Here is a 17,169-nt window from a genome sequence, read left to right as displayed (position 1 = left end):
CCGACCCTCCCGTGCCCCGACCCGTCGGCGCCCGCCGACCGACCCCTCCGGAAGAGCCGCCTCCGCATGACCGTGCCCACCCTCCTCGCCCGCCTCGCCGAGGGCGAGCCGATCACGCGCGCGAGCGCCGAGGTGCTCCTCGAGGCGCGCGGGGACGACCTCGACGCGGTGCTGCTGGCCGCCGGGCGGCTGCGCGACGAGGGGCTCGCCCGCCGCGGCCGGCCGGGAGTGATCACCTACTCCCGCAAGGTCTTCGTGCCGCTGACCAAGCTCTGCCGCGACCGCTGCCACTACTGCGTGTTCGTCGAGACGCCGGGCGGCCTCGCCCTCAAGCGCGAGTCGACCTTCATGGAGCCGGAGGAGATCCTCGAGGTCGCCCGCGCCGGCGCCGCGCTCGGCTGCAAGGAGGCGCTGTTCACCCTCGGCGACCGCCCGGAGGACCGCTGGCCCGTCGCCCGCGCGTGGCTCGCCGAGCACGGCTACGCCTCGACGCTCGAGTACGTGCGCGCGATGGCGGTGCTGGTGATGACCGAGACCGGCATGGTGACGCACCTCAACCCCGGAGTGATGTCCTGGGCCGAGCTGCAGCGCCTGCGCCCGGTCGCGCCCTCGATGGGGATGATGCTCGAGACGACCGCCGAGCGGCTGTGGTCCGAGAAGGGCGGCGTGCACTACGGCTCGCCCGACAAGGACCCGGCGCTGCGGCTGCGGGTGCTCGACGACGCCGGGCGCAGCCGGATCCCGTTCACCACGGGCGTGCTGCTGGGCATCGGCGAGAACACGGCGGAGCGGGCCGACGCGCTGTTCGCGATCCGCGACTCGCACGCGCTCTGGGGCCACGTGCAGGAGTGCATCGTGCAGAACTTCCGCGCCAAGCCGCGGACCGCGATGCAGAACGAGGTCGACCTCGAGCTGCAGGAGTACGTCGCGAACGTCGCCGTCGCGCGCCTCGTCCTCGGCGCGGACATGACGATCCAGGTGCCGCCGAACCTCACCGACGAGCAGGAGCTCGGGCTCCTCCTCCGCGCCGGGATCGACGACTGGGGCGGGGTCAGCCCGCTGACCGCTGACCACGTGAATCCGGAGCGGCCGTGGCCGAACATCGACGACCTCGCGCGGCTGACCGCCGACTCCGGCTACCGGCTGCACGAGCGCCTCACCGCGCACCCGCGGTACCTGAGCGACGCGGAGACCTGGATCGACCCGCGGGTCGCGCCCTATGTGCTCGCGCTCGCCGACCGGGAGTCGTGGCTGGCCGACGAGGCCGCGCCGATCGTCCCCCGCGCGTACGAGGAGGAGCCGCCGCCCGCACCGCGCCCGGCCGCGCCGACCCTCGCCGCCGTGCTCGAGCGCGCGAGCGCCGACCCGGGCGGTCTCGACGACGCCGACTATCTGGCCCTGCTCGCCGCCGACGGCGACGACCTCGACGCACTGGCCGCCCTCGCCGACGACGTCCGCCGCGCCGCCGTGGGCGACACCGTCACCGTGGTGGCCAACCGCAACATCGACACCGCGCTCTGGGGCGCCGGCGGGCTCACCGTCGAGACCCTGGAGCAGCTCGCCGACGAGGCCGTCGCGCTCGGCGCCACCGAGCTGTGCCTGCAGGGACCGCTCCCGACGCCGGGCGAGGACCACCTGCTGATCGTGCGCACCCTGCACGCACGGCACCCCTCCCTGCACCTGCACGCGTTCCGGCCGGGCGAGATCCTCGACGCCGCGACGAGCACCGGGCGCACCCCCGCCGAGATGCTGGCCGCGCTGCGCGAGGCGGGCGTCGACTCCGTGCCGGGGACCGCGGCGCGGATCCTCGACGACCGGGTGCGCGCGATCCTGAGCGAGGGTGCGGACCCGAGCGTCGCCGAGTGGCGGGAGTCGGTGACGACGGCGCACCGCGGGGGCCTGAAGTCGACGGCGACCATGGTCTACGGGCACGTCGAGACGCCGCAGCAGCAGATCGATCATCTCCGCGCGCTGGCCGCGATCCAGGACGAGACGGGCGGCTTCACCGAGTTCATCGCGATGCCGTTCGTGCCGGCGGAGGCGCCGCCCGCGGTCGTCGCGCAGACCCGTGGCGGGCCGACCCGGCGCGAGACGCGCGCGGTGCACGCGGTGGCGCGACTGCTGCTGCACGGGCGGATCGAGCACGTGCAGACGGCCTGGACGAAGCTCGGGCTGCAGCTGTCGCAGGAGCTGCTGCGCGGCGGCGCGGACGATCTCGGCGGGCTGCTGCTCGACGGCGCGATGAGCCCGGAGGCCGGCGCCGAGGCGCACCGCTCCCTCGACATCGCGACCGTGGCACGTCTCACCGGCGAGATCGGCCGGCCCTGGCGTCAGCGCACCACCGACTACGGACACGTCGCCCCCGAGCGCGCGATGACAGCGCCGGCGCCCGGCAGCACCCGGACACGACGGCTGCGGCTGCCGGTGCGCGAGGCCGGCCGCGCCTCGTGACGCGGTCGTCGGCGTACCTCGAGCGGCAGGCCGCGCTGATCCGGGAGTCGACCCTCACGGTGGGTGACGACACGGTCCGCCTGTACTCCGGTGGTGAGCCGGCGACGGACGTCGTCCTGCTCGCGACAGGGCCGGGGCGCGGTGCCCGGGCCGACGGGGCGCTGCTGCTGCCGATGCTCGCTCGCCGGCACCGGGTGGCGGCGCTCGAGCTCGCCGACCTGCGGGATCCGCTGCGCGACGCGCCTCGCGCCGTCTCCGCCGCGCTCGACCGGCTCGGCGCCGAGCGGGCGGCGGTCGTCGGCGTCTCCCTCGGCGCCTGGGCCGTGATCACCGCCGCCGAGGCGGACCCGCGCGTGGTCGCCCTGGTGCTGGCCGCCGGCTGGCTGCGGCCCACCGAGCGCCTCGTCGCGGTCGCCCGGCTGTGGGAGTCGCTGGCCGGCCTCCCCGACGCCCGCGCGGACCTGGCGCGCGTGATCGGCGTCCGCACACTCGCCGACCTCGGACCCGGGCGCGCGACTCCGCTGGCCGCCGACGCCGCGACCGCCGCGCTCCTCGCCGCGGCCGCCCGCGCCGACGCGACCGAGGCCGCGGCGCGTCTGCGCGTCCCCGCGCTCGTCGTCGGCTGCACCGCCGACGCCGTCGTCGGCGTCGAGGGGGCGGAGGCGCTGCTCGGGGCGATCGACGACGCCCGCTACGCCGTGATCGATGCGGGCCACTGCATGCTGGCCGAGCGGCCGGCCGAGCTGCTCGCGCTCGTCGAGCGCTTCGTCGCCGACCCGCACCGCGACCCGGCCGGGTCGACACTCCCCCGGACGATCGTCTGATGGCGACCTCGGTCGACGTCGTCGTGGTCGGCGCGGGCTTCGCGGGCATCGGAGCGGCGGCGCGCCTCGCCCGCCGCGGCGGCGTCTCCTTCGCGCTGCTCGAGCGGGCCGAGCGCGTCGGCGGCACCTGGCGCGACAACCGCTATCCGAACGTCTCCTGCGACATCCCCTCGCACCTCTACTCGTACTCGTTCGCGCCCGAGACGGACTGGTCGGCGTTCTACGCGCCGGGCGCCGAGATCCAGGCCTACCTCGAGCGGGTCGTCGAGCGCGAGCGGCTCGCGCCGCAGCTGCAGCTCGGGACCGACGTGCTGGAGATGACCTTCAACGAAGACATCGAGCGCTGGCGGGTCCGCACCTCGCGGGGGGACTTCGACGCCGCCGTCCTCGTGGTCTGCGCCGGGCGGCTGTCCGAGCCACGCCTGCCCGATGTGCCCGGAGTCGAGGGCTTCGCCGGACCGGTCTTCCACTCCGCCCGCTGGCGCGACGACGTCGACCTGGACGGGGCGCGCGTCGGGATCGTCGGCTCCGGCGCCTCCGCCGTGCAGATCGTGCCGCACCTCGCGGAGCGCGCGGCCGAGGTCGTGCTGTTCCAGCGCTCGGCGCCGTACGTCGTGCCGCGTCGGAACCGCGCCTACCCGCCGGAGGAGCGCCGCACGCTCGCTCGCGTGCCGGGCGCCGTCGAGCGGCTGCGCTCCGAGCTGTTCTGGCGCGCGGAGCTCGGCTTCGCCGGCCGCGTCGGCGTGCCCGACGCGATCGGCCGGCTGCGGGCGGAGGCGCTCGGCCACCTCGCCGCGCAGGTCGCCGACCCGGAGCTGCGCGCGGTCCTCACGCCGGACTACGAGATCGGCTGCAAGCGGGTGCTGCTCTCGGACGACTACTACCCCGCGCTCGCGCAGCCGCACGTGCGCGTCGTTCCGAGCCCGCTGCGCCGGATCGAGGGCTCGGCGGCGATCGGGGACGACGGTGTCGGCCACGAGGTCGACGCGCTGGTCTTCGCGACCGGGTTCCACGCGACCCGCCCGCCTTTCGCCCGCCGGATCCGCGGCCGCGGCGGCGAGCTGCTGGCCGACCGCTGGGGTGACGGGATGTCGGCGTACGAGTCGACCGCCGTGCACGGCTTCCCGAACCTCTTCGTGATCAACGGCCCGAACGCGAGCCTCGGCCACAACTCCGCGGTGCACATGATCGAGTCGCAGATCGACTACGTCCTCGCCGCGCTCGAGCACCGCGAGACCGCCGGCGTCGAGCTGCTGGAGGTGACTCCGGAGGCCGAGGCCGCCGCGCTCGCCCGCCTCGACGCACTCAGCGCCGATACCGTCTGGACGAACGGCGGCTGCGAGAGCTGGTACGTCGACTCCGCCTCCCGCCGCCTCACCCTGCTCTGGCCCGACTTCGCCTTCGCCTTCCGCGAGGAGCTCGGCCGCTTCGACCCGTCGGCCTACGCGCGCTGACGCGCTGACACGCGGTAGATGCGGTGCGGGCATCCTGCTGATCGAGTAGCCCGCGCAGCGGGCGCATCGAGATCCACCTGCACCCACCCTCCGACGCGGGATCATGGACGCAAACGATCCCCGCTCGACAGGACCCCCGCCATGCCGTCCGACGCCGCTCCGCCGCCCCCGCCCGCGCTCGATCACGAGGTCGCGGCCGCCCTGCTGCGCGAGCGCTACGGGCTGCACGGCGCACTGCGGGAGCTGGGCAGCAATCAGGACCGCAACGTCCTCGTGGACACCGGCGACGAGCGGCTGCTGCTCAAGGTGGCGAATCCGGCGACGCCGAGAGGGCGGATCGAGGCGCAGACGGCGGCCGTCGCGCGCCTCGCCGAGCACCTCGAGGGCGTCCGGCTCCCGCGCGTGCGCCCCGACCGCGAGGGCCGCACCCTCCACGAGATCGACCTCGGCGGCACGACCGCCGTGGCCCGGGTCCTCGACTTCGTCGCCGGCCGGACCCTCTCCGGCTCCGGCTACCTCTCCCCCGCCGTCGTCCGGGCGATGGGCGGCCTCGCCGCCCGCGTCGACGTCGCGCTCGCCGAGCAGCCGCTCGACGGCCTCGAGGAGACCGACCAGTGGGACCTGCGGCGGGCGGGCGAGGTCGTCGACGCGTTGATCGGCCGGGTGCCCCGTCGCTCGGCGCGGGCGATCCGGGCGGCCGTCGACGCAGCGCTGGCGGTCGTCGATCCGCTCGCCGCCGCTCTCCCGGTGCAGCTCGTGCACGGCGACCTCACCGACGACAACGTCGTGGTCGACGCGGGCGTCCTCCCCGATGGCGTCATCGACTTCGGCGACCTCGGCGCGGGCTGGGCGGTCGGCGAGCTCGCGATCACGCTGTCCTCGCTCCTGCACCACGCGGACGCCGACGCGGCCACCGTGCTCCGTGCCGCCACCGCGTACGACGCCGTGCGCCCGCTCGCCGACGCCGAGGTCGAGGCGCTCTGGCCGCTCGTGGTGCTCCGCGCGGCGGTGCTCGTCGTCAGCGCCGACGACGTCCTGGCCGGCGACCCCGGCAACGACTACGCCCGGGAGAACCTCGAGCACGAACGGCTGATCCTCGACCGGGCGATCGCCGCGCCGCTGCCGGTGCTGCAGGCGCTGGTCCGGCGGGCCCTCGGCCGGCCGAGCGCACCGGTCGCACTCGCCCCCGCGGTCCCCGTGCTCGGCGGCCTCGACGCCGTCGTCGTCGACCTCTCGCCCGAGAGCCCGGCGCTCGACGCCGGCCGCTGGCTGGACGACGACGCCGAGCCCGCCCTCGCCCGCGCCGCGCTCGCCGGCGGCGCCGGGGCGGCGGTGCTGCGCTACGGCGAGCGCCGTCTGACCCGCGGCCGCCCGCACACCGCGCAGGAGCCGGAGACGACCGCACTGGTCACCGAGGTCCACCTCGCCGCGGAGACACCTCTGGTCGCGCCGTTCGACGCGGAGGTGGGCGGCGGCGTCCCCGGCGGAGTCACCCTCCTCGCCGACGGGGTCCGTCTGCGGCTCGACGGGGTCGACGACGCTCCCGCGCCCGGCACCCGGGTGGGAGCGGGCGATCCGGTCGGAACGGCCCGCAAACTCCTGCGCGCCCAGGCCGCACCGCGCGCGCTCGACGCAGTCGACCTCCCGCCCTTCGCGAACGCGCGCTGGGCCGGCGCCTGGCTCGACGTGCTCCGCGACCCGACCCCGCTGCTCCTGGGACGGGTCATGCCGGCCCCGCAGCCGGACCCCGAGGTGCTCGGCCGGCGGCTCGCGCACCTGGCCGAGGCGCAGGAGCACTACTTCGAGTCCCCGCCCACGATGCTGCGCGGCTGGCGCGAGCACCTCGTCGACGACTCCGGCCGCGTGCACCTCGACGTGCTCAACAACGTGACCTCGATCGGCCACGCCCACCCGCTGCTCGTCGAGCGGGTCGCGCGGCAGTGGCGGCTGCTCAACACCAACTCGCGCTTCTCCTACCCCGCGATCGGCGAGTTCTGCGAGCGGCTGGCGGCCCTGCTGCCGGACGGGCTCGACACTGTGCTGCTCGTCAACAGCGGCACGGAGGCGGCCGATCTGGCGCTGCGGATCGCCCGCGCCTGGTCGGGCCGCGACGACGTGCTGGCGGTGCGGGAGGCGTACCACGGCTGGTCGGGTCTGTCCGATGCGGTCTCCACCTCCGTCGCCGACAACCCCGACGCGCTCGCGACCCGGCCGCCCTGGGTGCACACCCTCGACGCGCCCAACAGCTACCGCGGCACGCACCGCGGGGCCGAGGCGCACCGCTACGCACCGGAGGCGGTCGCCCGGATCGAGGAGCTGGCCGCGGCCGGCACTCCCCCGGGCGGCTTCATCGCCGAGACCTTCTACGGCAACGCCGGTGGCATCCCGCTGCCCGACGGCTACCTCGCCGCGGTCTACCCGGCCGTCCGCGCCCACGGCGGGCTCTGCATCGCCGACGAGGTGCAGGTCGGCTACGGCCGCCTCGGCGACTGGTTCTGGGGGTTCGAGCAGCAGGGCGTGGTGCCCGACGTCGTCGCCGTCGCGAAGGCGATGGGCAACGGCCATCCGCTGGGCGCGGTCGTGACGACCCGCGAGATCGCCGACCGCTATCGCTCGCAGGGCTCGTTCTTCTCCTCGGCGGGCGGCAGCCCGGTCAGCTCCGTGGTCGGCACTACGGTGCTCGACGTGCTCGCGGACGAGCGGCTGCAGGAGAACGCGCGGACCACCGGCGCGCACCTCCGCCGCCGGCTCGAGGAGCTCGCCCAGCGCCACCCGCTGATCGGCGCCGTGCACGGCAGCGGGCTGTACCTCGGCCTCGAGCTGGTCCGCGATCGGGAGACTCTCGAGCCGGCGACCGCGGAGACGCGCGCGATCTGCGAGCGCCTCCGCGAGCGCGGTGTGATCGTGCAGCCCACCTCCGACCGGCAGTGCGTGCTGAAGATCAAGCCGCCGCTCTGCTTCACCGTCGAGAGCGCCGACTTCTTCGCCGACCAGCTCGACGAGGTGCTGACGACGGGCTGGTGAGCGCGCCGGCTGGCGGGCGCCGCCTCACGCCCGCGCCCCGCCCGCCTGCACCCGCCGCACGATCACGCGCTCGCAGAGCGTCCAGGTCGTCGTGACCGTCAGGTAGAGCGTCGCCGCGAGCGGCACGAACGCGGCGAACAGCACCGTCAGGAACGGCATCCAGCTGAGCACCCCGGTCAGCTGCGCGACGGCCGCGGGTGTCCCCTCCGGCACCGGGGTGAGCGCCGCCTGGCGCAGCGCGACCCGGCGCGCGAGCCACGAGACGAGCGCGATCACCCCGAGGAGCACCGCGAACACGCCGAGCTGCGCGGGGTCGCCGCCGCCGAGCGCCGTGACGAACGAGCGCCCGAGCGGCACGTCCAGCAGTCGCGCGTCGAGCAGCGCGTTGCCGTGACCGGCGATGTCCGGGTGCACGAACAGCCCGTACAGGAGCGAGACGACGGGCGCCTGCAGCAGCACCGGGAGGCAGCCCGCGAGCGGTGAGGCCTTCTCGTCGGCGTAGAGCTTCATGGTGGCGCGCTGCAGCGCCTCCGGGTTCTTCGCGTGCTTGCGCTGCAGCTCGCGGAGCAGCGGGGCGAGGCGGCGGCGGGTGATCTCGGCCCGGCCCTGCGAGATCCCGACCGGGATCAGCAGCACGCGGACGAGGAGGGTCACCAGCACGATCGCGACGGCGGCCGAGGCGCCGCCCGCGAGCGGCTCGAGGGCCGAGGCGAGCCCGGTGACGAGGTGGGAGGCGGCGTCGAGCGCCGCCGCGATGGGCGGGAAGTCGTAGAAGTTCAAGAGAGTCCTGTCGTCGGGAGGTGAGCGCGATCGCGAACGGTCGCGCCTCCCGAGGCAGAGCTCCGGGCTACGCGACCAGTCCCGGCAGTCCCGGTGCCCGCGAGCGCACGCGACCCGCGGTGCGCGGGTGCTGCGGCGAGGGCTGCGCGGCGAGGCCGAGCCGGTGCTCCCGGGCGCGGCGGCCGATCGACAGCACGGGCCGGCGAGCGCCGACGGCCAGGTAGCGCGCCCCGAGGACGAGAGCGGCGACCGCGGTGGTGGTGACGACCAGCACGACGGCGGCGTCGGGACTCGAGACGAGCGCGAGCAGCAGGAACGTCCCGCTCAGCAGAGCGAGGAGCTGCTCGAGGTGCGCGCGCACGGGAGTCCTTCCGACCCGACCAGGCTAGCGGCCCGTGCGCCGCGGCCGGCAGGGTAGGCCTCCCGCGCCGCCGCGGCCAGCCGTCGCCCGGCACCGCCGGGTCCGACGATAATCGGGGGATGCGTGAAGACGACGATGTCGATCTGGTGATCGACGCGTGGGCCGACGCCCTGCCCGATCTCGACTTCGCCCCGCTCGACGTCCTCTCCCGCCTGCGCCGGCTCAGCCCGCGGGTGCAGGAGGTGCGGCGCCTCTCCTTCGCGGCCGGCGAGCTCGCCCCGTGGGAGTTCGAGCTGCTCTCGCTGCTGCGCCAGAACCCGGCCGGCACGATGACGCCGTCCGTCCTCTCCACCCGCCTGAGCATCTCCAGCGGCAACCTCGCCAGCCGCGTCGACCGGCTGGGCGCGCGCGGCCTCGTCGTCCGCGAGCAGAACGCCGCCGACTCGCGCAGCAAGATCGTCTCGCTCACCCCGCGCGGCACCAAGCGCGTCGACGACGCGATGCGGCACCTCGTCGCGGCCGAGGGCGAGGTCCTCGCCGACCTCGACTCCCGCCAGATCGGCGTCCTGATCGAATGCCTGCGGACCATCAGCGCGACCCTCGACCGCCTGGACTGACCGCCCGCTCCCCGTGCGCCGGTCGCGCCGCACCGGCGATACTCGACGGGATGCGGATTCTGGTGGTCGACGACGAGGCGGTCTTCGCCGACGGCGTCCGCCGCGGTCTCGAGGCCGAGGGCTTCTCGGTCGACGTCGCGCACGACGGCGTGGACGGACTGTGGCGGGCCCGCGAGACGGTCTACGACGCGATCGTCCTCGACCTGATGATGCCCGGGCTCAGCGGCTCCGCCCTCTGCCGCACCCTCCGCGACGAGGGCGACTGGACCCCGGTGCTGATGCTGACCGCCAAGGACGGCGACCGCGACCAGATCGAGGGTCTGGACGCCGGCGCCGACGACTACGTGGTGAAGCCGCTGGAGTACTCCGTCCTGGTGGCGCGGCTGCGGGCGCTGGTGCGGCGCGGGCGGCCGGAGCGGCCGGTGGTCCACCGCGTCGGCGATCTGCTGATCGACCCGGCGCTGCGCGAAGTGCACCGGGGAGACGTCGCGATCCGGCTGACCTCGCGCGAGTTCGCCGTCGTCGACTTCCTCGCCCGCCACCGCGACCGGGTGGTCGCCAAGCGCGAGATCCTCGAGGGTGTCTGGGACGACGCGTTCGACGGCGACCTCAACATCGTCGAGGTCTACGTGGCGCGGCTGCGCGCCAAGCTCGACCGCCCGTTCGGCACGGAGTCGATCACCACGCTCCGCGGTGCCGGCTACCGGCTCGTCGAGGGCTGAGGACCGATGGCTCCCCGCCCGCCCTGGAGCATCCGCGTGCGGCTGACCGCCCTGGTCTCCGCCGCGATCCTCGCCGTGCTGGTCGCCGGCTCCGTCGCCTTCACCGCCCTGCTGGAGCAGTCCCTCGTCGACGCCGAGGCGTTCACCGCGAACCAGCAGGCCCGCCAGATCGCCACCGACACCGAGAGCGCCGGGCGTCTGCCGCCGTTCAACACCGACGAGGTCGTCATCCAGCTGCAGCGGGAGGGCTCCGTCGTCGCGGTCGCGGACGACGACTTCGTCTACGCCGTGCCGCTGCCGGTCTCCGACGAGCCGCAGATCACCTCGATCGACGGCGCCCGCTTCGTCGTCGGCTCCGAGAGCCTCCAGCTCGGCGGCGACCCGGGCGAGACGGTCGTCGTCGCGCGCACCCTCGCCGGCGCCGACGATGCGGCGGGCTCGGCCGTCCGGCTTCTCGCGGTCGCCGTCCCGCTCGTCACGGCGGTGGTCGGAGCGCTGGTCTGGTTCGTCGTCGGCCGCTCGCTCCGGCCGGTCGAGCGGATCCGCGCCGACGTCGAGGCGATCGAGGCCGCCGACCTCCGGCGCCGCGTCCAGGAGCCGCCCGGCCGCGACGAGCTCGCCCGCCTGGCCCGCACGATGAACGGCCTGCTCGACCGCCTCGAGCGCTCGCAGGCCGCCCAGCGCCGCTTCGTCTCCAACGCCTCGCACGAGCTGCGCTCCCCGGTCGCGGCCGTCCGGCAGCACGCCCAGGTCGCCCTGCGGCATCCGGAGGCGGTCCCGCTGGCGGACCTCGCCCGGGTCGTCGAGGACGAGGGCGAGCGGATGCAGCACCTCGTCGCGAGCCTCCTGCTGCTGGCCCGAGTGGACGAGCGCGACGAGGGAGCCGAGCAGGACGTCGACCTCGACGACCTCGTGCTCGCCGAGGCCGCGCGGCTGCGCGCGCTGGGCGTCGACGTGCGCACCGAGGACGTCGGACCGGCCCAGGTGCACGGGCACGAGCCGCTGCTGCACAGCGCCGTGCGCAACGCCGCCGAGAACGCCCGGCGGCACGCGGCGGGCGTCGTCGCCTTCACCGTGCGCGAGGAGGACGGCACCGCGGTCCTGCGCGTCGACGACGACGGCCCGGGCGTGCCGGCCGAGGACCGCGAGCGGGTCTTCCTCCGCTTCGAGCGCCGCGACGACGCCCGCGCCCGCGACACCGGCGGCTCGGGCCTCGGCCTCGCGATCGTCGCCGAAGCGGCGCGGGCGGGCGGCGGCACGGCGCGCCTGCTCGACTCCCCGCTCGGCGGCGCGCGGCTCGAGATCCGCCTGCCGGCTCCCGGCTGACCGCAGGACACCGAGGCTGTTCAGGCTGGCGAAAGGTCCCGCCGGTCACGCTGACGCAGTGGAAATGCCGACCTACCTCCTCGTCCTCTGGCGCTGCAAGCTCCTCGTCGTCGCGAGCGCCGTCCTCGCGGTGATCGTCGCGACCGCCGTGCACTTCACCGTCACCGACGAGGGGCTCACCCTCCGCGGCGACCGCGAGCACAGCGCCGCCGTCACCGTGCTGCTCGGCGGCGGCCCGAAGAACCCCTACGCCGCGCAGATCCCCGGGGTCGAGCGCGTCCCCGGCGTCGAGGACGACCAGGTCAGCGACCTCAGCAGCACCGCCGTGATCTACGCCTACCTCGCCAGCGGCGAGGAGGTGCGCGCCACCGTCGCCGAGCAGGCCGGTCCGCTCGAGGAGGGCGACGGCGTCGGCGCCGTCCGCCGCACCACCCAGCCGCGCGGCGACGAGTCGAACGGCGGCCGCTTCACCCTGCCGTTCCTCTCGGTGATCGGAACCTCGTTCGATCCCGCCCGCGCCGTCGAGCTCTCCCGCACCGCCACCACGGCCCTCCTCGACCGGATCGCGCGGGAGCAGGACGCCCAGGGCGTCCCGGAGTCGATCCGCGTCACCCTCACCGTCACCGACGAGGGAGACGCCGTCCCGGGCGCGCTCGGCACGGTCGCGATCCCGATCGCGGGAACCGGTCTGGCCGTCTTCCTGGTAGCGCTCGTCGGGATCGTGCTCGGTCACCGGTTCCGCGTGCAGCGCGGTCTCACCGCCCCGCTCCCCCGTCGCGGCGAGCCGGACGAGGACTGCTCCCTCGACGCCGAGCTCGAGTCCGCCCTCGCCGCCGAGAGGCAGGACACGGTGTCCCGTCGGTGACTACCTCCACGCACCTGGGAGGTCAACCCCGTTCGGGAAGGACACCCGCGGACCTAGCGTGAGGACGCACGGTCGAGGCGGAAGCCTTCCGAGCACGATGCACGCGAAAGAGCACCAATGACCCAGATCCCCATTCTTCAGCCCGCACGATGGAGTCGCAACGGAGTCCGGATCGTCGTCGTTCCCGGGGCGGAGCTGCCCCGCTTCCGACTCGAGATCGAACCCGGACGAGCCGTCCTGACCGGGGCCTTCACCGGGCCTTTCGCCACCGTCGAGGAGGCCGAGCGCGCCGCCGAGGCTGTCACCTCGGCCGCCGACCGCAAGCTGTCCGCCTGACGCCTCAGCCGACGAGCTCGTCCAGCCCGCAGGTCGGCAGGGCGATCCAGCCCTCGGCCTGCGCGGCCTCCCGAAGCTCCTCCGGCACCGGCACCGTCCGTCCGAGGGCGTGCGCCCGGGCGTTCAGCGCCGCGATCACCGCATCGAAGGCGTCGTCCGAGCGCGCCATCAGCGCCGCCGCATCCGCCGGCAGCACCAGCCACGGCGCCGCCCGGCGCAGCGCCTCGACGGCGAGCGCCACCGCCTCGGGCCGCGTCTTGTAGCCGGTGGTGTCGACTCCCCAGAGCCGGAGCGCGGCCGCGGGATACGCCTCGACGAGCCTGCCTCCCCCGGAGCGGTCGACGTCCTCCCCTGTCGCCGCGAAGGCGTCCAGCAGCTCGGCGCAGCGCATCGCCGTCATGCCGAGCCGATCGGTCGACACGCTCAGCGGCCATCTCTTCGTCACCTTCTGAACGGCGCGGTCGGTCTCCCGGTAGGCGAGCCGTCGCCGCCAGTCGCGCCCGGCGAGCGTCCGCGGCGCACTGACCTCCCGGCGGGTGTGAGCCGAGACGAACGCCGCGAACTCCAGCGGCCAGCCGAACGCGCAGTCGATGCCGATCGTCGTCGCCTCCCGGGACGCGGCGACGACGTCGTCGTCGGAGGCGCCGAGCACCAGCGAGCGGACGACCGCCCCGCCGCCGCCCCACTCCAGCGCGGCGACCGCCGTCCGCACGGGCTCCGCGGCCAGGTCGACACCGATGGTGAGCATCGGATCAGGCTACCCGCCGGGCGCGCCCCGGCCCCGCGCTCGCTACGCTCGTGCGATGACGCCGCCCTCCCCCGCCCTCGGGACGCGCGCGACCCGGATCCCGGTCGCCGTCCTGCGCCTCGTCGTCGCCCTGACGGTCCTCGCGGCCGTCGTCGGCACCGCCCTCGACACCGCCTCGCGGACGCCGATCGTGCCGGTCAACTTCTTCGGCTACTTCACGATCCAGGGCAACATCCTCCTGGCGATCGTGCTCCTGATCACCGCGGCGGTCGCGCTCGGCGACCGACCGCAGGGACCGCTGCTGACGCTCGTCCGAGGAGCGGCGACGAGCTGGATCCTCGTCGTCGGCATCGTCTACAACACCCTGCTCATCGGCACGGCGGGGGGCGTGACGCTGCCCTGGGCCAACACGGTGCTGCACGTGGTCTTCCCGATCTACGGACTGCTCGACTGGCTGCTCGTCGCCGATCGGCCGGCCCTGCCCTGGCGCCGCCTCTGGGTCGTCACCGTCTATCCGATCGTCTGGCTGGTGGTCGTCCTCGTCCGCGGCGCGACCGACGGCTGGGTCCCGTACCCGTTCCTCGACCCCGCGAACGGCTACGGCGCGGTCGCGATCGCGGTGCTGATCGTCGCGGTCGCGTTCGTCCTCTCCGGTGCCCTCGTCTGGGCGCTCAGCCGGGTGCGGCTGATCGGCGACCGTCCCGGCTGACAGGGCAGGGCTCGGCGGGCCCCGTTCTGGGGCCACGCGCGCAGGACCGCCGGTGACCCCGCAGGCCTAACGTCAGGATCGGCGGCCCCCACCGCCGTCCCCCGACCGAGAGCGGTTCCCCTCATGCGCCTCCCCACCTCCCTCCGCCCGCGCCGCATCGGGAGCCGCCGCGTACGCGCCCTCGCCGTCGGTGCCGCGCTCGCCCTGGCCGCGGCGGTGGTGCCCGCGGGCGCCGCCTCCGCCGCGACCCCGACCCTGTCCGTGCTCAGCCTCGGCGACTCGATCACCCAGGCCTACGGCACCTGCGGCCAGTTCGCGGACTGCCCGCGCAACAACTGGTCCACCGGCACGAACGCGACCGTCAACTCCTTCGCCAGCCGCCTGCGCACCGCGAACCCGGGCACCACGGTGACCACCGCGAACTACGCGCAGACCGGCGACCTGATCGCCGGCGTCCCCGCGCGGATCGACGCCGCCGTCGCCGCCGGCGTCCGCCCCGACGTCGTCACCCTGCTGATCGGCGGCAACGACCTCTGCTCCGCGAAGAACCCGGTCGCCGCCGACGGCTACACGATGACCACGGCCGCTGCCTTCAGCACCGGAGCGAGCGCCGCGATCACGAAGATCCGCAGCACCTGGCCCGCCGCGAAGATCGTCCTCTCCTCGATGCCGAACGTGGCCGCCGAGTGGGCCGTCGTCAAGGGCGGCTTCGGAGCCGTGATCTGGTCTTCCGGCAACCTCTGCCGCACCACCCGCGGCGTCAGCGCGACCGGCGGTCGCCTCAGCAGCACCGCCGCCTCGGCCTCCGCCACCGCCGCGAAGACCCGGACGACGCAGTACAACGCCGCCCTGCAGCAGGCGTGCACCGCCGCAGGCACCCTCTGCGACTACGACGGCGGCGCGCTCACCGCGACGCCCGTCACCAAGGCGCTGATCGGCACCACCGACTACTTCCACCCCAGCATCGCGGGCCAGGCGAAGATCGCCTCGGTGCAGTGGACGGCGTCGAACTTCGGAGCCGCGGGCTAGCGCCCGGCGCGGCCGCTCGGCGCCTCAGGCGTCCTGCGGCCGCTCGCCCTCGCGGAGTCGCCGCTGCTCCTCGGCGAGCCGCGCGTAGTGCGCCTCCTCGCGCTCGAGATCGGCGAGCTGCTCCTCCGTGCTCTTCGTCGGCGGCCGCACCACCATGGTCGGCGGCGGCGGCGTCTTGGAGCGGCGGGGCCGGCGGGTGCGCCCACCCGGGACGAAGGACGCGCCCTCGCCCTTCTTCCAGTCGTGCCCGAGCAGGAACCAGATCGTCACGCCGATCAGCGGGATGAAGACGATCAGCAGGATCCAGACGATCTTGGGCAGATTGCGGACCACGTTGTCCGGCTGACGCACGACATCCACGAGCGCCAGCACCATCAGCACGACGGTCAGCAGCGAGAACAGAAACCCCATGCGTCCGAGGGTACGTCGCCGATGCTCTGAGCATCCTCGCAGTCGCCGTTCCGCCGTGTCCGGCGCCGCGGCGGTGCACCTCGAGGCACGCGGCGACCGCGTCTCCCGCGCCAGCGGCCTCCGAGCAAGATGCGGTCGCGGCTAGCGTCTCCTCCCGAGCCGAGGGTCGGCACCGGCCGATCGGAGGATCCCCGAGCACGGCTGCGGACCCCGGTCCCGCCGCGTCGAGGGGATCCGGGCGCGCCCGGAGGAGTGCGAGTGACGAGCGACCCCCTCCCGACGACGGCGGCCGCAGCGCCCCGGCTCCCCCGGCCCCTCGCAGGCGCACTGCTCAGCAACGCGGTCTTCGGCGGCATCACCGCGGTCGGCGTGCCCGTCGCGCTGAACGCCGCCGGACTCGCCAAGGTGCAGATCGCGGTCTTCTTCGTCGTGAACGCCGCGATCGCGATCGGCTACAACACCCTCCTCGTGCCGCGGATCCGCCGGGCCGGCTACCCGCGGTCCGCCCTGCTCGCGACCTCGCTCGCGGTCCCGGCCGGGCTCCTGCTCGTGCGCGCCAGCGGCGGCCACGTCCTCGTGCTCTACCTGGGCGGCGCGCTGATGCTGTTCGTCAGCACCCTCGTGCCCCAGCTCTTCGGCCGCGTCGCCGCGCAGGGTCGCGGTGACACTCAGGAGTCGTCGATCGCCCGGATGCGCGCGGTACTGATCTCCGGTTACATCCTCGGCCTGATCCTCTACGCCCTGCTCGCGCAGGCGGGTCTCGATCCCCTGCTCGCCGCGGCCGCCGCGGCCGTGCTGACGACCGTCTGCGCGACCGGCTGCCCGTCGACCCCCGCAGTGGAGCCGGAGGCCCGCGTCGCCTCCGCCGCGGCTCGCCCGCGCCTCGCCCTCGTCTTCCTCGCGGCCCTGGCCCTGGTCGCCCTGCTGAAGTCGGTCGACACCCTCCGAGCGATCTATCTGCCGCTCTTCGCCGTCTCCTCCGGCGTCCCCGCCGCGCACGTTCCGCCGGTGCTGCTCGCGTCGGCGGTCCTCGAGCTCGTCGCACTGCCCGCGCTGACCCGGCTCAGCTCGGCCCGCGGCAGCGTGCTCACCCTCGCCGTCGTCGCCCTCGCAGGGGTGCTGGCGTTCTCGATCCTCGCGGGCACCCAGTCCTATCTCGCGCTGCTCCTCTCGCAGGCGGTCTACGCGGTCGCGGCCGCCGGCTACCAGAGCATCGGCCTGCTCCTGCTCGAGCGGACCAGCGGCGGCGGACCCGGCGCCGGGGCGAGCGCCTACATGGCCGTCGTGCAGATCGGCACCGTCCTCGGCGCCCTGCTGCCCCTCGCGGTCACCGGCTACGACCCGCGGATCTTCCTCCTCGCGGTCGGCCTGGCGGCGGCGGCGCTGCTGCTCGCGGTCACGCTCAGGCTCGCGGGCCAGCGGCTCTGAGCCCCGTTCGACCGCCTCCGCCCGACCACCACCGGTTCGATCTGCAGGTGATCGGCGGTCTCCGGAGACCGCCACGCGGCGGAA

General features: G+C 74.9%; 16 protein-coding genes. 12 read left to right on the top strand and 4 right to left on the bottom strand.

Annotation, left to right across the window (positions count from 1 at the left end; genetic code table 11):
- Positions 1–66: 66 nt before the first annotated feature.
- From cofG to MT350_RS02900, 4 genes are all read left to right on the top strand, one after another.
- A complete protein-coding gene (gene cofG, locus MT350_RS02915) occupies positions 67–2,451 on the top strand; it encodes a 7,8-didemethyl-8-hydroxy-5-deazariboflavin synthase CofG (RefSeq protein ID WP_243615350.1) in 2,385 nt (794 codons plus the stop codon).
- Positions 2,448–3,275, top strand: a complete 828-nt coding sequence (locus tag MT350_RS02910; protein ID WP_243615349.1) for an alpha/beta fold hydrolase — start codon at positions 2,448–2,450, stop codon at positions 3,273–3,275. The genes cofG and MT350_RS02910 overlap by 4 nt, the downstream gene beginning before the upstream one ends.
- Complete coding sequence (locus MT350_RS02905) at positions 3,275–4,729, top strand: NAD(P)/FAD-dependent oxidoreductase (protein WP_243615348.1); 1,455 nt, start codon at positions 3,275–3,277, stop codon at positions 4,727–4,729. The genes MT350_RS02910 and MT350_RS02905 overlap by 1 nt, the downstream gene beginning before the upstream one ends.
- Before the next feature lie 141 nt (positions 4,730–4,870).
- Entirely contained in the window at positions 4,871–7,753 is a 2,883-nt protein-coding gene (locus MT350_RS02900) for an aminotransferase (protein ID WP_243615347.1), read from the top strand.
- Positions 7,754–7,777: 24 nt separating this feature from the next.
- On the opposite strand, the gene MT350_RS02895 is transcribed toward MT350_RS02900, so the two are convergent.
- On the bottom strand, positions 7,778–8,533 hold the full coding sequence (locus MT350_RS02895) for a membrane protein insertase YidC (protein WP_243598772.1): 756 nt from the start codon (positions 8,531–8,533) through the stop codon (positions 7,778–7,780).
- A 67-nt stretch (positions 8,534–8,600) separates the two neighbouring features.
- Positions 8,601–8,894: a hypothetical protein gene (locus MT350_RS02890; RefSeq protein WP_123733838.1), complete on the bottom strand. Its 294-nt coding sequence runs from the start codon at positions 8,892–8,894 to the stop codon at positions 8,601–8,603.
- A gap of 119 nt (positions 8,895–9,013) precedes the next feature.
- On the opposite strand from MT350_RS02890, the gene MT350_RS02885 reads away from it, so the two are divergent.
- The 5 genes from MT350_RS02885 to MT350_RS02865 all read left to right on the top strand — a co-directional run bounded on the left by MT350_RS02885 (position 9,014) and on the right by MT350_RS02865 (position 12,760).
- Positions 9,014–9,511, top strand: coding sequence for a MarR family winged helix-turn-helix transcriptional regulator (locus tag MT350_RS02885; RefSeq protein WP_243598771.1), 498 nt, complete (start codon positions 9,014–9,016; stop codon positions 9,509–9,511).
- Between the two features lie 50 nt (positions 9,512–9,561).
- Complete coding sequence (locus MT350_RS02880) at positions 9,562–10,233, top strand: response regulator transcription factor (RefSeq protein ID WP_123702432.1); 672 nt, start codon at positions 9,562–9,564, stop codon at positions 10,231–10,233.
- Between the two features lie 6 nt (positions 10,234–10,239).
- Positions 10,240–11,559: a HAMP domain-containing sensor histidine kinase gene (locus tag MT350_RS02875; protein WP_243598770.1), complete on the top strand. Its 1,320-nt coding sequence runs from the start codon at positions 10,240–10,242 to the stop codon at positions 11,557–11,559.
- A 64-nt stretch (positions 11,560–11,623) separates the two neighbouring features.
- Entirely contained in the window at positions 11,624–12,424 is an 801-nt protein-coding gene (locus MT350_RS02870) for a hypothetical protein (protein ID WP_243598769.1), read from the top strand.
- 117 nt (positions 12,425–12,541) lie between these two features.
- Positions 12,542–12,760 carry a hypothetical protein gene (locus MT350_RS02865; RefSeq protein WP_243615346.1) on the top strand — a complete coding sequence of 73 codons (219 nt, stop codon included), beginning with the start codon at positions 12,542–12,544 and terminating at the stop codon, positions 12,758–12,760.
- A 4-nt stretch (positions 12,761–12,764) separates the two neighbouring features.
- Here the strand turns inward: MT350_RS02865 and MT350_RS02860 are convergent, their stop codons facing one another.
- Positions 12,765–13,508 carry a DUF429 domain-containing protein gene (locus tag MT350_RS02860; RefSeq protein ID WP_243598768.1) on the bottom strand — a complete coding sequence of 248 codons (744 nt, stop codon included), beginning with the start codon at positions 13,506–13,508 and terminating at the stop codon, positions 12,765–12,767.
- Between the two features lie 55 nt (positions 13,509–13,563).
- Here MT350_RS02860 and MT350_RS02855 point away from each other — a divergent pair, with 55 nt between their 5' ends.
- Both MT350_RS02855 and MT350_RS02850 read left to right on the top strand, forming a co-directional pair.
- On the top strand, positions 13,564–14,217 hold the full coding sequence (locus MT350_RS02855) for a Pr6Pr family membrane protein (protein ID WP_243598767.1): 654 nt from the start codon (positions 13,564–13,566) through the stop codon (positions 14,215–14,217).
- Between the two features lie 123 nt (positions 14,218–14,340).
- Positions 14,341–15,246 carry a GDSL-type esterase/lipase family protein gene (locus MT350_RS02850; protein ID WP_243598766.1) on the top strand — a complete coding sequence of 302 codons (906 nt, stop codon included), beginning with the start codon at positions 14,341–14,343 and terminating at the stop codon, positions 15,244–15,246.
- Between the two features lie 24 nt (positions 15,247–15,270).
- Here MT350_RS02850 and MT350_RS02845 read toward each other — a convergent pair whose 3' ends face one another.
- Positions 15,271–15,657 (bottom strand): PLD nuclease N-terminal domain-containing protein, encoded by a 387-nt coding sequence (locus MT350_RS02845; protein WP_123445203.1) that lies wholly within the window; start codon positions 15,655–15,657, stop codon positions 15,271–15,273.
- A 258-nt stretch (positions 15,658–15,915) separates the two neighbouring features.
- Between MT350_RS02845 and MT350_RS02840 the strand changes: the two genes are divergently transcribed.
- The gene (locus MT350_RS02840; protein WP_243598765.1) at positions 15,916–17,085 is read left to right on the top strand and encodes a hypothetical protein; all 1,170 of its coding nucleotides are present in this window, start codon (positions 15,916–15,918) and stop codon (positions 17,083–17,085) included.
- The last annotated feature ends 84 nt before the right edge of the window (positions 17,086–17,169 follow it).

Source organism: Rathayibacter sp. VKM Ac-2928 (assembly GCF_022815545.1).
GTDB lineage: Bacteria > Actinomycetota > Actinomycetes > Actinomycetales > Microbacteriaceae > Rathayibacter > Rathayibacter festucae.
The sequence above is the reverse complement of the archived record's forward strand: the minus strand, read 5'-3'. Positions and strand labels throughout refer to the sequence as shown.